We start from the raw sequence: 12054 nt of genomic DNA on the forward strand, positions 1-12054 counted from the left end.
CCTCCGTCACATCAGCCCGCGAGGTTGTCGGCCAGTTCCTCGGTGAGGTTGGCCTCCGTGCCCGGGATGCCGAGGTCGGCGGCGCGCTTGTCGGCCATGGCCAGCAGGCGGCGGATGCGGCCGGCGACGGCGTCCTTGGTCAGCGGCGGGTCGGCGAGCGCGCCCAGTTCCTCCAGGGAGGCCTGCTTGTGCTCCATGCGCAGCCGGCCCGCGGCGGCGAGGTGCTCGGGGACGTCGTCGCCGAGGATCTCCAGGGCGCGCTGCACACGGGCGCCGGCGGCGACGGCCGCGCGGGCGGATCTGCGCAGGTTGGCGTCGTCGAAGTTGGCCAGCCGGTTCGCCGTGGCGCGGACCTCGCGGCGCATCCGGCGCTCCTCCCAGGCCAGCACCGACTCGTGGGCGCCCAGCCGGGTGAGCAGGGCGCCGATCGCGTCGCCGTCGCGGACGACGACCCGGTCCACGCCGCGCACCTCGCGGGCCTTGGCGGCGATCGACAGCCGGCGGGCGGCGCCGACCAGGGCGAGCGCGGCCTCGGGTCCCGGGCAGGTCACCTCCAGGGAGGAGGAGCGGCCGGGCTCGGTGAGCGAGCCGTGCGCCAGGAACGCCCCGCGCCAGGCGGCCTCGGCGTCGCAGGTGGCTCCGGAGACCACCTGCGGGGGCAGGCCGCGGATCGGGCGGCCCCGCCCGTCGACCAGGCCGGTCTGCCGGGCCAGCTGGTCACCGCCGGCGACGACCCGCACGACGTAGCGCGGGCCGCGGCGCAGCCCGCCCGGTGCCATCACGATCAGCTCGGAGCCGTGACCGAAGATCTCCAGGATGTCCCGCTTGAGGCGGCGGGCCGCCATCGCCGTGTCGAGCTCCGCCTCGATCACGATGCGCCCGCTCACCAGGTGGAGGCCGCCGGCGAACCGCAGAAGGGCGGAGACCTCCGCCTTCCTGCAGCAGGTCCGGGTGACGGGGAGCCGGGAGATCTCGTCCTTCACCGCTGCCGTCATCGCCATGGGCCGATCCTTCCATGCATCCGAAAAATACGGTCGTACGCGGCGGCCAACAGCTCCGGGTCGTGCCTCGGGGTTCCGTCGGTCCGGGCCACCGGCGCCAGCTCCACCGCGGCGCCGAACCGCTCGGCGGCGTCGGTCAGCGAGTCGCGGTCGGGCACGGCGGCCTCGTCGGCCAGCACCACGTCCAGGGCGAGTTTAGGGGCGTGTCGTCCCAAAACCTCCAAATGACGCTGCGGGGAGAAACCCTCGGTTTCCCCGGGCTGCGGTGCGAGGTTCAGGGAGAGTACCCGGCGCGCCTTCGTCTGCGTGAGCGCGTCCAGCAGCTCGGGCACGAGCAGGTGCGGGATGACCGAGGAGAACCAGGAGCCGGGGCCGAGCACCACCCAGTCCGCGTCGAGGACGGCCTCGACCGCCTCGGGGACGGCGGGCGGGTCGTTCGGCACCAGGTGCACGGACTGCACCTCGCCGGGGGTCAGGGCCACCGTCGCCTGGCCCCGCACGATGCCCACCTTCTCGGGCCGGTCCGGGTCGTGGCCCTTGACCAGGGCCTGGAGCTCCAGCGGCACGGCCGACATGGGCAGTACGCGCCCGTGCGCGCCGAGCAGCCTGCCGACCAGGTCCAGGGCCTGGACGTGGTCGCCGAGCTGTTCCCACAGGGCGACGATCAGCAGGTTGCCGACCGCGTGGCCGTGCATCTCGCCCTTGGACTGGAAGCGGTGCTGGATGACCCGGGCCCAGGTCTGGCCCCAGTCGTCGTCCCCGCACAGCGCGGCCAGCGCCTTGCGCAGGTCACCGGGCGGCAGCACGCCCAGCTCGTCGCGCAGGCGCCCGCTGGAACCGCCGTCGTCGGCCACGGTGACGACGGCGGTGAGGTCGCCGGTGATCCGGCGCAGCGCGGCGAGCGAGGCGGACAGGCCCATGCCGCCGCCGAGGGCGACGACCTTGGGCTGGGCGCCCCGGCGGCGCGGCCGGCCCCCGCGGGCCTCGGCCGGACGGCCGCCACGTCCCTCGGACACCACCCGGCGCAGCCTGCTCAGCCGCGGAGTACGTGCTGTCATTCGCGTCCCATGTCCCGGTGCACGACCACCGTCTCCACACCCTCGGCCGCGAGCCGGGCGGCCAGCTTCTCCGACATGGCCACGGAGCGGTGCTTGCCGCCGGTGCAGCCCACGGCGATGGTCACATAGCGCTTGCCCTCCCGACGGTAGCCCGCGGCAACGAGCTGCAGCAGCTCGGCGTAGCGGTCGAGGAACTCCTTGGCGCCGGGCTGGTCGAAGACGTACGCCGCCACCTCCTCGTTGAGGCCGGTGTACGGGCGCAGCTCCGGGACCCAGTGCGGGTTGGGCAGGAAGCGGCAGTCGACGACGAGGTCGGCGTCGACCGGCAGGCCGTACTTGTAGCCGAAGGACATGACGGTGGCCCGCAGCTCGGGCTCCTCCTCACCGGCGAACTGGGCGTCCATCTTGGCGCGCAGCTCGTGCACGTTGAGGCTGGAGGTGTCGATCACCAGGTCGGCGTCGCCGCGCAGCTCGCGCAGCAGCTCGCGCTCGGCGGCGATGCCGTCGACGATGCGGCCGTCGCCCTGGAGGGGGTGCGGGCGGCGCACCGACTCGAAGCGGCGCACCAGGGCCTCGTCGGAGGACTCCAGGAAGACGATCCGCCGGGTGACGCCCCGGGCGTCGAGGTCGGCGAGGGACTCGCGGAGGTTGTCGAAGAAGCGGCGGCCGCGGACGTCGACGACGACCGCGATCCGGGCCACGTTCCCCTGGGAGCGGGCGCCGAGCTCCACCATGGTGGGGATCAGCGCGGGCGGCAGGTTGTCGACGACGAACCAGCCCAGGTCCTCCAGGCACTTGGCGGCCGTCGACCGGCCCGCCCCGGACATGCCGGAGATGATCACCAGCTCGGGGATCGTCGCGTCGGGGATCCCGGCTGTTTCCTTGCCCGTGCTCACCTGTGCTCCGTTGTCGTGGACGGCGTGCCGGGAGCCGTCCTGGCCGGTCCCCTTGCGTGCCGGATCCCGCCCCGCTGCGGGCTGTGTGCCGTACTCGGTCATCTCTCCTGCCCCCGTCGTTCCTCCGGGGCGCCCGCGGGCACGGGCTCCCCCCGGGCGCCCGTGGTCGTCCCGGGCGTCCCGTCTTCCACGTCTTCCATGATCTCTCCGGTCGCCGTGTTCACGGCGGGCGCGGCCGGAGCCGCCTGGGCCAGGGCCGCGGCGACGGTCTCGGCCGTCTTGCGGCCTATGCCGGGCACCTCGCAGATCTGGTCGATCGTCGCGGACCGCAGCTTCTTCACCGAACCGAAGTGCTTGATCAGCGCCTGTTTGCGGGTGCCGCCGAGACCGGGCACGTCGTCCAGCGGGCTCGACCGGATGCGCTTGGCGCGCTTGGCGCGCTGGTAGGTGATCGCGAAGCGGTGGGCCTCGTCGCGGACGCGCTGCAGCAGGTACAGGCCCTCGCTGGTGCGGGGCAGGACCACCGGGTCGTCCTCGCCGGGCAGCCAGACCTCCTCCAGGCGCTTGGCGAGGCCGCACACGGCGATGTCGTCGATGCCCAGCTCGTCCAGGGCCCGGCGGGCCGCCGCGACCTGCGGCTGACCGCCGTCGACGACGACGAGCTGCGGCGGGTAGGCGAACCGCCTGGGCCGCCCGTCGTCGTCCCCGGGCTCCTCGTCCTCCGTCCACTCGCCGGTCCTCTCCTTCTCGGCGAGGTAGCGCCGGAAGCGGCGGGTGATCACCTCGTGCATGGACCGGACGTCGTCCTGGCCCGCGAAGCCCTTGATCTGGAAGCGCCGGTACTCGCTCTTGCGGGCGAGCCCGTCCTCGAAGACGACCATGGAGGCCACCACGTCGTCCCCCTGGAAGTGCGAGATGTCGTAGCACTCGATCCGCAGGGGGGCGCTGTTCAGGCCGAGGGCCTCGGCGATCTCCTCCAGGGCGCGCGAGCGCGTGGTGAGGTCGGAGGCGCGCTTGGTCTTGTGCAGGGCGAGCGCCTGCTGGGCGTTGCGCTGCACGGTCTCCATGAGGGCCTTCTTGTCGCCGCGCTGCGGGACGCGCAGCGACACGCCGGAGCCGCGGCGGCCGGCCAGCCACTGCTGGACCGGCTCCAGCGGATCGGGCAGGGCGGGGACGAGGACCTCCCTGGGGACGGCGTCCCCGGTCTCCTCGCCGTACAGCTGCTGCAGGGCGTGCTCGACGAGGGCGCCGGTGTCGATCTCCTCGACCTTGTCGGTGACCCAGCCGCGCTGGCCGCGGACGCGCCCGCCGCGGACGTGGAAGATCTGCACGGCCGCTTCCAGCTCGTCCTCGGCGACCGCGATCAGGTCGGCGTCGGTCGCGTCGGCGAGCACGACCGCGCTCTTCTCCATGGCCTTCTTCAGGGCCCCGATGTCGTCGCGCAGGCGGGCCGCCCGCTCGTACTCCATCTCCTCGGCCGCCTGGGCCATCCGCTTCTCCAGACGGCGGATGTACGTGCCCGTGCGGCCGGCCATGAAGTCGCAGAACTCCTCGGCCAGGTCCCGGTGCTCCTCGGCGGAGACGCGGTCGACGCAGGGCGCGGAGCACTTGCCGATGTAGCCGAGCAGGCAGGGCCGGCCGGTGCGGGCGGCGTTCCGGAAGACGCCGGCGGAGCAGGTGCGCACCGGGAAGACGCGCAGCAGCAGGTCCACGGTGTCGCGGATGGCCCACGCGTGGGTGTACGGCCCGAAGTAGCGCACGCCCTTCTTCTTGTGACCGCGCATCACCTGGACGCGGGGGTACTCCTCGTTCATCGTCACCGCGAGGTAGGGGTAGCTCTTGTCGTCGCGGTACTTGACGTTGAACCGGGGGTCGTACTCCTTGATCCAGGAGTACTCCAGCTGCAGGGCCTCGACCTCCGTGGACACCACCGTCCACTCCACGGACGCGGCCGTGGTGACCATGGTGCGCGTGCGCGGGTGGAGGCCGGCCAGGTCCTGGAAGTAGTTCGCCAGACGCTGGCGCAGGCTCTTCGCCTTTCCGACGTAGATCACCCGGCGGTGCTCGTCACGGAACCGGTAGACCCCGGGGGAGTCGGGGATCTCACCCGGCCCGGGGCGGTAGCTGGAAGGGTCGGCCATGAGTCACACCCTACTGGCGCGGACCGACAGTCCGGCGGGCCTGTGGACAACGCCGGCCCTCCCCCGCCGGCGGACCGGACGGGCCGGGCCGGGCCGGACGGCGCCGGCCGGGCGGCCGCGGCCCGTCGGCGGTTCAGGCGTCGGGCCGCACGACGATCGCGCCGTTCTCCTCCCGCACCGGCAGCTCCGGCAGCGGCACGGTGGCCGGGGAGCGCAGCACCTCGCCGGTCGTGGCGTCGAACTCGCTGCCGTGGCAGAAGCAGACGAGCCGGGTCCCCTCCAGCTTGCCGATCGGGCACCCCGCGTGCGTGCAGATCGTGCTGTACGCCTTCAGCGAGCCGTCGGCGGCCCGGCTGACCACCACGTCGTGGTCCCGGTACAGCGCGGCCCCGCCCTCGGGCACCTCGTCCGGGGCGCCGAGCTCCACGGGCCCGGTCGGTGCCGCGGGCGCCGGGCCGCCGCCCGGCGCGCACGCGGCCGGGCCGAGTGCGGCGACGGGGGTGAGCGCCGCTCCCCGCAGGAGGGTACGACGGCTCGGGGAGGGACGGCCGGGCATGGTGTCTCCACTGGTCAGGGGGTGTGCGGGCGGCACGATACCGGGCGGGGGCGCGGGCGGGGACGGCGGGGCGGAGAGGCCCGCGGGTGGACGGGAGGCGTGCGCAAACGCTTGCGCAAGCGTTTACGCCGGCCGCCGGGGTGCGGTACCGTCCGGCCGGACGGCGGAAGGGAGGGCAGGCGATGGCCACCATGGCCGACGTCGCGCGGAGCGCCGGGGTCTCCGTGGCGACCGTCTCGCACGTGCTGAACGGCACACGGCCGGTGCTGCCCCGCACCCGTCAGGCGGTCCTGGACGCCGTCGAGGAGCTCGGCTACACCCCGAACACCCTCGCCCGTTCCCTGGTGACCTCCCGCACCCGGTCCATCGGGCTCGCGGTGTCGACGACCGGCAACCCGTACTTCACGGAGATCCTCCGGGGCGTCGAGGCCGCCGCGCTGGAGCACGGCTACAGCCTGCTCGTCGCCGATCCGCACGACGATCCCGGACACGAGCGCAGGGCCGTCCGGCTGCTGCACGAGCGCCGTGTGGACGGCATGGTCGTCGCGCCCTCCGCCGACCCGCGCGGACTCCTCGCCTACCTGGGACGCCACGCCGTGCCGGTCGTGTTCCTGGACCGGCTGGTCGACGCCGCGGCGGACGGCGCCCCGCGCTTCGACCAGGTGTGCGCCGAGAGCGCCGGGCCGACCGCCGGGCTGGTCACGCATCTCGCCGGGCTCGGCCACCGCCGTATCGGCCTGGTCGCGGGCCGGCCGGGGCTCAGCACCACGCGCGAGCGGATCACCGGCTACCGGCACGGTCTGGCGGCGGCCGGGCTGCCCTACGACGAGCGGCTCCTGGTGCACGGCGACTCCGAGTCGGCCGGTGCCGAACGGGCCACCGCCGCCCTGCTGTCCCTCGCCGCACCGCCCACCGCGCTGGTCACCGCCAACGACGCGATGACGCTCGGCGCGCTGCGCGCCCTGCGCGACCGGGGCCTGTCCGTGCCCGGCGACATCGCGCTGTGCTGCTTCGACGACTTCCCCTGGGCGGACCTGTTCTCGCCCCGGCTCACCGCGGTGGCCCAGCCCGGCCGGGAACTCGGCGCCCAGGCCGTACGGATGCTCCTGGAGCGCCTGGCCGCACCGGACCGGCCCGCCCGGACCGTACGGCTTCCCTGCACCTTCGTCCACCGCACCTCGTGCGGCTGCCCCGACCAGCCGACGCGGCCCGAGCCGCCGAGAAAGGAACCGTCGCATGATCGTCGTCGCCGGTGAGTCACTGATCGACCTGGTGCCGCAGGGCACGGGCGCCCTGGCGGCGCTGACGCCGGCGCTCGGCGGCGGCCCGTACAACACGGCGGTCGCGCTGGGCCGTCTCGGCTCCCCCACCGCCTTCTGCTCCCGGGTGTCGTACGACGCGTTCGGCGAGGCCCTGCTGGACCGGCTGCGGGAGACCGGGGTGGACGTGTCCGCGGTGCAGCGCGGCACGGAGCCCACGACGCTCGCCGTCGCCTCGGTCGGCCCGGACGGCTCGGCCGCGTACTCCTTCTACGTGGAGGGGACGGCGGACCGGCTGTTCACGGCGCCCGCCGCCCTGCCGCCCGGCACCCGGGCGGTGTCCTTCGGCACCTGCTCGCTCGTCCTGGAGCCGGGCGCGAGCGCCTACGAGGAGCTGATGCGGACGGCGTCCGCGCAGGGCCTGTTCACCGCGCTCGACCCGAACATCCGGCCGGGGCTGATCCCCGACGCGGACGCCTACCGGGCCCGGTTCGAAAGCTGGCTGCCGTCGGTGTCGCTGCTCAAGCTCTCCGAGGAGGACGCCCGGTGGCTGGGCGGCACCCCGCGCGAGTGGCTGGCCGCCGGCCCTTCGGCCGTCGTGATCACCCGGGGCGGCGACGGGCTGACCGCCTTCACCCGGGACGGCGCCGAGCACGCGGTGCCCGGTGAGAAGGTCGACGTGGTGGACACGATCGGCGCCGGCGACACGGTGAACGCCGCCCTGCTGCACGGCCTGGCCGAGCGCGCCGCCCTGTCCCCGGCCGGCCTCGCGGGCCTGGACGCCGAGGGCTGGACGCGGCTGCTGCGGTTCGCGGCCCGGGCGGCGGCGGTCACCTGCTCGCGCGCGGGCGCGGAGCCGCCGTACGCCTCCGAGCTGGCCGGCGTCTGAGGCCGTCCGGGCGGCGGCGGACCGCTCACCGCGCGGGACGCCGGGGTGCGGCCACGGCCGTCGGGTCCGGCGGGGCGCGGAACCTGCCCGTCGGCGGCGGACGGCGCGCCGGGCCGGGACGGCCGGCCGGGATCCGGCGCGGGAGCCCCGGACCGGATGCGGGCGCCGGTACCGCCCGGTGGCGTGGTGAGGACCGCGGCCGCACGTGGCGGTCCCGGCGCCCGCGGGCAGCCGGTGCCGCCGGTACGCGGCAGCGGTGCGCCCCGCGGGCACGGCCCGCGGGGCGCACCGCTGTGCGGCGCCGGACGGCTCAGGCCTTGCGGGCCCGGGTCGTCTTCTTCGCGGCGGCCTTGCCGGCCGCCTTCTTGGGGGCGGTGTCGTCGACCGCCTTGGTGGCGGTCTTCCTCGCGGTGGCCGCGGCCGCGACCGTCTTCCTGGCCGTCGTCCTGCGCGGGGCCTGCGCGGGGGCCGCGTCGCTGACCCGGTCGGCGCCGAGGATCTCCCGCAGGAACTTGCCGGTGTGGCTGGCCGGCACCGCGGCGACCTGCTCGGGCGTGCCCTCGGCGACCACCAGGCCACCGCCGGCGCCGCCCTCGGGGCCCATGTCGACGACCCAGTCGGCGGTCTTGATCACGTCGAGGTTGTGCTCGATGACGATGACCGTGTTGCCCTTGTCGACCAGGCCGGACAGCACCTTCAGCAGCTTGCTGATGTCCTCGAAGTGCAGACCGGTGGTCGGCTCGTCGAGGACGTAGACCGTGCGGCCGGTGGAGCGGCGCTGCAGTTCGCTGGCGAGCTTCACCCGCTGGGCCTCGCCGCCGGACAGGGTGGTCGCGGACTGGCCGAGCCGGACGTAGCCGAGGCCGACGTCGTTGAGCGTCCTGAGGTGACGGGAGATCGCCGGGACCGCCTCGAAGAAGTCCATGGCCTCCTCGATCGGCATGTTCAGGACGTCGGCGATGGACTTGCCCTTGTAGTGGACCTCCAGGGTCTCCCGGTTGTACCGGGCGCCGTGGCAGACCTCGCACGGGACGTACACGTCCGGGAGGAAGTTCATCTCGATCTTGATCGTGCCGTCGCCCGCGCAGTTCTCGCAGCGGCCGCCCTTGACGTTGAAGGAGAAGCGGCCGGGCATGTAGCCGCGGACCTTCGCCTCGGTCGTCTCGGCGAACAGCTTGCGGATGTGGTCGAAGACGCCGGTGTACGTCGCCGGGTTGGACCGGGGGGTGCGGCCGATGGGCGACTGGTCGACGTGGACGACCTTGTCGACGAGGTCGTCGCCGTCCACCCGCGTGTGCCGCCCGGGCACGCTGCGCGCGCCGTTCAGCTCGCGCGCCAGGTGCGTGTACAGGATGTCGTTGACCAGCGTGGACTTGCCGGATCCGGACACGCCGGTGACCGCGGTGAACACCCCCAGCGGGAAGGACACGTCGATGTCCCTGAGGTTGTTCTCGCGGGCGCCGTGCACGGTGAGCCGGCGGGACGGGTCGATCGGGCGCCGGGCGTCGGGCACGGGGATGGACTTCCGGCCGGACAGGTACTGGCCGGTCTGCGACTCCTGGTTGGCGAGCAGTTCCTTCAGGGAGCCGCTGTGCACGACCTTGCCGCCGTGCTCGCCGGCGCCGGGGCCGATGTCGACGATCCAGTCGGCGGTCTTGATGGTGTCCTCGTCGTGCTCGACGACGATGAGCGTGTTGCCCATGTCGCGCAGCCGGACCAGGGTCTCGATCAGCCGGTGGTTGTCGCGCTGGTGCAGACCGATCGACGGCTCGTCGAGGACGTACAGCACGCCCACGAGCCCGGAGCCGATCTGGGTGGCCAGGCGGATGCGCTGGGCCTCACCGCCGGAGAGCGTGCCCGCGGCGCGGTTCAGCGAGAGGTAGTCCAGGCCGACGTCGACCAGGAACCGCAGCCGCTCGTTGACCTCCTTCAGCACGCGCTCGGCGATCTTCTTGTCGCGGTCGCTGAGCTTCAGCTCGCCCAGGAAGTCCGCGCAGTCGCTGATCGACATCGCGGAGACCTCGGCGATCGACCTGCCCTCGATGGTGACCGCGAGGACGACGGGCTTGAGGCGGGTGCCCTGGCAGGTGGGGCAGGGCACCTCGCGCATGTAGCCCTCGAAGCGCTCGCGGCTGGCGTCGGACTCGGCCTCGCTGTGCCGGCGCTTGACGAAGGGGACGGCGCCCTCGAAGGCCGTGGTGTAGCGGCGCTCGCGGCCGTACCGGTTGCGGTAGCGGACCTCGACCTGTGTCTTGTGGCCGTGGAGCAGGGCCTTCTTGGCGCGCTGCGGCAGGCCGGCGAAGGGGATGTCGGTGCGGAAGCCCAGCGCGTCCGCGAGGGCGCCGATCAGCCGGCCGAAGTAGTCCTTGGTGTGGCCGTGCGACCAGGGGTGGATGGCGCCCTCGTCGAGGGTCTTGTCCGGGTCGGGGACGATCAGCTCGGGGTCGACCTCCATGCGCGTGCCGATGCCGGTGCAGTCGGGGCAGGCGCCGAAGGGCGAGTTGAAGGAGAAGGAGCGGGGCTCCAGCTCCTCGAAGGACAGGTCGTCGTACGGGCAGTACAGGTGCTCCGAGTACATGCGCTCGCGCTCGGGGTCGTCCTCGGGGAGGTCGACGAAGTCGAGCACGACCATGCCGCCCGACAGGCCGAGGGCGGTCTCCACGGAGTCCGTGAGGCGGCGCTTGGCGGAGTCCTTCACCGTGAGGCGGTCGACGACCACCTCGATGGTGTGCTTCTCCTGCTTCTTCAGCGTGGGCGGGTGGGAGAGCTGGATCGTCTCGCCGTCCACCCGCGCGCGGGAGTAGCCCTTGGTCTGGAGGTCCGCGAAGAGGTCGACGAACTCGCCCTTGCGCTCGCGCACCAGCGGCGACAGCACCTGGAAGCGGCTGCCCTCCGGCAGCTCCAGGACCTTGTCGACGATGGCCTGCGGCGACTGGCGCGAGATCGGGCGGCCGCACTCGGGGCAGTGCGGCTTGCCGATGCGCGCGAAGAGCAGCCGCAGGTAGTCGTAGACCTCGGTGATCGTGCCGACCGTCGAGCGCGGGTTGCGCGAGGTCGACTTCTGGTCGATGGAGACCGCCGGGGACAGGCCCTCGATGAAATCGACGTCCGGCTTGTCCATCTGGCCGAGGAACTGGCGGGCGTACGAGGAGAGCGACTCCACGTAGCGCCGCTGGCCCTCGGCGAAGATGGTGTCGAAGGCCAGGGAGGACTTGCCCGACCCGGACAGACCCGTGAAGACGATGAGCGAGTCACGAGGCAGGTCGAGCGAGACGTTCTTCAGGTTGTGCTCACGCGCGCCACGGACGATGAGACGGTCGGCCACGCCGGTCCGCACCTTTCTTGAGAGAAGTGACAGGGGCGGGGCCCCCGTGCTTCTTCAGACTAGGGGGAGCCACTGACAACGCCGGTCGGATTCACGAGTTGCCAACAAACCCCGGCTGTCCAGGATGCCCGACGCCGCCCTCGACCTTATAGCACATGCATTCGATTCACGGGGGTGAGGCCGGTGCCTTCACCCGAAGGAGTGGCCTGGTCTAGGGTCGGCACCATGGTGGATCACGTGCGTGACCTGGCGTCTGTACGCGACGCGACGGAACGGCTGCTGACCGCTGTCGGCGAACTGGACGACGTGTCTGTGACGGAGCCGTCACGGCTGCCCGGGTGGACCCGCGGTCATGTGCTGGCCCATCTGTCCCGCAACGCCGACGCCCTGGTGAACGTCCTCCGGGGGCGCCCCATGTACGCCTCCGAAGCGGCCCGGGAGGCCGACATCGAGCGGGACGCCCCGCGCCCCTTGCGCGTGCACCTCGCCGATCTGCGCGAGAGCGCGGACCGCTTCCAGGCGGCGGGGGCCGCGCCGGCCGACTGGTCGCGCACGGTCCGGCTGCGCAACGGGGTCACCGACGCGGCGTCCCGGGTGCCGTTCCGGCGCTGGGTGGAGGTGGAGCTGCACCACGTCGACCTCGGGCTGGGGTACGAGCTGGAGGACCTGCCCGAGGAGTTCACGGAGCGGGAGATCGGCTTCCTCGCCGAGCGGTTCACCGGGCACCCGGACGTGCCGCCCGTCCGCCTCACCGACGGCACGCGCGCCTGGAGCACCGGCCGGGAGGGGAACGGCCCCCGGGTGACGGTCACCGGGTCCCCGGCCGGCCTGCTCGGCTGGCTCGCCGGGCGGCGGGACGGATCCGGGCTGACGGCGACGGGCGGCCCGCTGCCCGGACTGCCCCCGCTGTAGCGCCTCCCCGCCGCGGC

At 73.5% G+C, this 12054-nt stretch carries 9 protein-coding genes; 3 read left to right on the forward strand and 6 right to left on the reverse strand.

The window, feature by feature from the left end; all coding sequences use genetic code 11:
* Positions 1-11: 11 nt before the first annotated feature.
* The 5 genes from whiA to ABD363_RS07555 form a co-directional block, all read right to left on the reverse strand.
* Complete coding sequence (gene whiA, locus ABD363_RS07535; RefSeq protein ID WP_344600910.1) at positions 12-1001, reverse strand: DNA-binding protein WhiA; 990 nt, start codon at positions 999-1001, stop codon at positions 12-14.
* Positions 992-2059: a gluconeogenesis factor YvcK family protein gene (locus tag ABD363_RS07540; RefSeq protein ID WP_344600912.1), complete on the reverse strand. Its 1068-nt coding sequence runs from the start codon at positions 2057-2059 to the stop codon at positions 992-994. Before ABD363_RS07540 ends, whiA begins: the two co-directional genes overlap by 10 nt.
* Positions 2056-3057, reverse strand: coding sequence for an RNase adapter RapZ (gene rapZ / locus ABD363_RS07545; RefSeq protein ID WP_344600914.1), 1002 nt, complete (start codon positions 3055-3057; stop codon positions 2056-2058). The genes ABD363_RS07540 and rapZ overlap by 4 nt, the downstream gene beginning before the upstream one ends.
* A complete protein-coding gene (gene uvrC / locus ABD363_RS07550) occupies positions 3054-5096 on the reverse strand; it encodes an excinuclease ABC subunit UvrC (protein ID WP_344600916.1) in 2043 nt (680 codons plus the stop codon). The genes rapZ and uvrC overlap by 4 nt, the downstream gene beginning before the upstream one ends.
* Before the next feature lie 133 nt (positions 5097-5229).
* Positions 5230-5652, reverse strand: a complete 423-nt coding sequence (locus ABD363_RS07555; protein WP_344600918.1) for a Rieske (2Fe-2S) protein — start codon at positions 5650-5652, stop codon at positions 5230-5232.
* Positions 5653-5834: 182 nt separating this feature from the next.
* Here ABD363_RS07555 and ABD363_RS07560 point away from each other — a divergent pair, with 182 nt between their 5' ends.
* Positions 5835-6908 (forward strand): LacI family DNA-binding transcriptional regulator, encoded by a 1074-nt coding sequence (locus ABD363_RS07560; RefSeq protein WP_344600920.1) that lies wholly within the window; start codon positions 5835-5837, stop codon positions 6906-6908.
* A complete protein-coding gene (locus ABD363_RS07565) occupies positions 6889-7800 on the forward strand; it encodes a carbohydrate kinase family protein (RefSeq protein WP_344600922.1) in 912 nt (303 codons plus the stop codon). The genes ABD363_RS07560 and ABD363_RS07565 overlap by 20 nt, the downstream gene beginning before the upstream one ends.
* A 310-nt stretch (positions 7801-8110) precedes the next feature.
* Here the strand turns inward: ABD363_RS07565 and uvrA are convergent, their stop codons facing one another.
* Positions 8111-11125: an excinuclease ABC subunit UvrA gene (uvrA, locus tag ABD363_RS07570; RefSeq protein ID WP_344600924.1), complete on the reverse strand. Its 3015-nt coding sequence runs from the start codon at positions 11123-11125 to the stop codon at positions 8111-8113.
* Between the two features lie 225 nt (positions 11126-11350).
* Between uvrA and ABD363_RS07575 the strand changes: the two genes are divergently transcribed.
* Positions 11351-12037 (forward strand): maleylpyruvate isomerase family mycothiol-dependent enzyme, encoded by a 687-nt coding sequence (locus tag ABD363_RS07575; protein WP_344600926.1) that lies wholly within the window; start codon positions 11351-11353, stop codon positions 12035-12037.
* Positions 12038-12054: the final 17 nt, after the last annotated feature.

Source organism: Streptomyces glaucus (genome assembly GCF_039533365.1).
Taxonomy (GTDB): domain Bacteria; phylum Actinomycetota; class Actinomycetes; order Streptomycetales; family Streptomycetaceae; genus Streptomyces; species Streptomyces glaucus.

Coding starts and splice junctions, on each gene's coding strand:
- whiA (WP_344600910.1), bottom strand. CDS start 1,001: ATGGCGATGACGGCAGCGGTGAAGGACGAGATCTCCCGGCTCCCCGTC.
- ABD363_RS07560 (WP_344600920.1), top strand. CDS start 5,835: ATGGCCACCATGGCCGACGTCGCGCGGAGCGCCGGGGTCTCCGTGGCG.
- ABD363_RS07575 (WP_344600926.1), top strand. CDS start 11,351: ATGGTGGATCACGTGCGTGACCTGGCGTCTGTACGCGACGCGACGGAA.
- ABD363_RS07555 (WP_344600918.1), bottom strand. CDS start 5,652: ATGCCCGGCCGTCCCTCCCCGAGCCGTCGTACCCTCCTGCGGGGAGCG.
- rapZ (WP_344600914.1), bottom strand. CDS start 3,057: ATGACCGAGTACGGCACACAGCCCGCAGCGGGGCGGGATCCGGCACGC.
- ABD363_RS07565 (WP_344600922.1), top strand. CDS start 6,889: ATGATCGTCGTCGCCGGTGAGTCACTGATCGACCTGGTGCCGCAGGGC.
- uvrC (WP_344600916.1), bottom strand. CDS start 5,096: ATGGCCGACCCTTCCAGCTACCGCCCCGGGCCGGGTGAGATCCCCGAC.
- ABD363_RS07540 (WP_344600912.1), bottom strand. CDS start 2,059: ATGACAGCACGTACTCCGCGGCTGAGCAGGCTGCGCCGGGTGGTGTCC.